At 55.6% G+C, this 1,163-nt stretch carries 2 protein-coding genes; one reads left to right on the top strand and one right to left on the bottom strand.

Annotation, left to right across the window (positions count from 1 at the left end):
- Positions 1-321, top strand: a 321-nt coding sequence (locus CQ13_RS45010; RefSeq protein WP_210183073.1) for a hypothetical protein, incomplete at its 5' end; no start/stop codon positions are given.
- A gap of 438 nt (positions 322-759) precedes the next feature.
- Here the strand turns inward: CQ13_RS45010 and CQ13_RS16605 are convergent.
- Positions 760-1,163, bottom strand: a 404-nt coding sequence (locus CQ13_RS16605; protein ID WP_156433716.1) for an IS630 family transposase, incomplete at its 5' end; no start/stop codon positions are given.

Raw genomic sequence — 1,163 nt, 5'->3', positions numbered from 1 at the left:
TCGCCAATGCCGGTTCTGGGGGCGAGTGAATCACAAATCAAGTTTGCAAGGAATCCCGCTCCAAAGCCCCGCTTTCCGGCAAATCCACTTACGGCAAAACGCCGTTTCAGGATTCCAAATCAACGGCTTGGGAATTCTTCACGGACGACCAGTTCGGTTTGGCGTGTTTGGCGGCTTCATACTGGCCTCAGCGAGCTTGTTCTACGCGCTGGCAATCTTTCTATCAATCTCATCTTCTACAGGCCGCTCGCAGAATCAGGCATGATGACGATCATCGTCGCGCCCTATTCCTTTATGGCCGGCTTTCAGTTGTTTTCCTAGGAATGATTGGCGAGTACGTGCTCGCGATCTATGGACAGGTGCGATTAAGCTGATCCGGTTCGAGCGCGAGCCGGATCAACTTCCCGCCTGCGGAGTTTTCGAGGGCTCCTTATACCTCGCGAGGCAGTTGGAAACGGTGACAACGTTCCGCGCGCGTTAGCTAATCGTCCTCCCTGCCGGGACGAAGGTGTTGGCAATCTCGAAGTTCTCCCTCCGGGCGTTACGCGCCGCGCTTAACATCGAGATACCCCACTCTTGAACGCCATCATGCGGCGCTCCTGCATACAGACGATCGCGGAAAGAACCATGAAGCTGGCAATGGATCATTTTTTGGAGACGATGGAACCAGTTGCTCCAGCGCCCAGAATCCTCATGACCTCCTCACGCCAATACCCGTTCCAGGTCCTCTAGATTAGCGTTTTCTTGGTTCGAATCATATCAGGCGGCGTCGGCGAGTTTGTAGGACCACGTGTGGATGACCGGATGGCGATTGACGTCGTCGATACCGGTCATGATGCGCTCCTTGAGTTCGTGTTTTGAGGCCACCCGGATGTGGCGGAGGACTGAACGGGCGAACTTGGAGAAGAATCCCTCGATGAGATTGAGCCATGAGCCGTGCTTGGGCGTGAAGGTGAGCTCGAAGCGCCCGCTTGGTCGAGTGGCGAGCCAGGCTCTGGTTTCTCGCGAGATGTGCGCGGAATGATTGTCGAGGATCAACTTGATCGCAGTGTTCGGCGGATAGGCGTCATCGATAAGCCTGAGGAGTTCGACGAACTCTCGACTGCGATGGCGATCTTTGACAAGGGCGTGGACCTTGCCGGTGAGCAGATCAATCCCAGCCA

The sequence above is a fragment of the Bradyrhizobium retamae genome (assembly GCF_001440415.1).
Classification (GTDB): domain Bacteria; phylum Pseudomonadota; class Alphaproteobacteria; order Rhizobiales; family Xanthobacteraceae; genus Bradyrhizobium; species Bradyrhizobium retamae.
The sequence above is the reverse complement of the archived record's forward strand: the minus strand, read 5'-3'. Positions and strand labels throughout refer to the sequence as shown.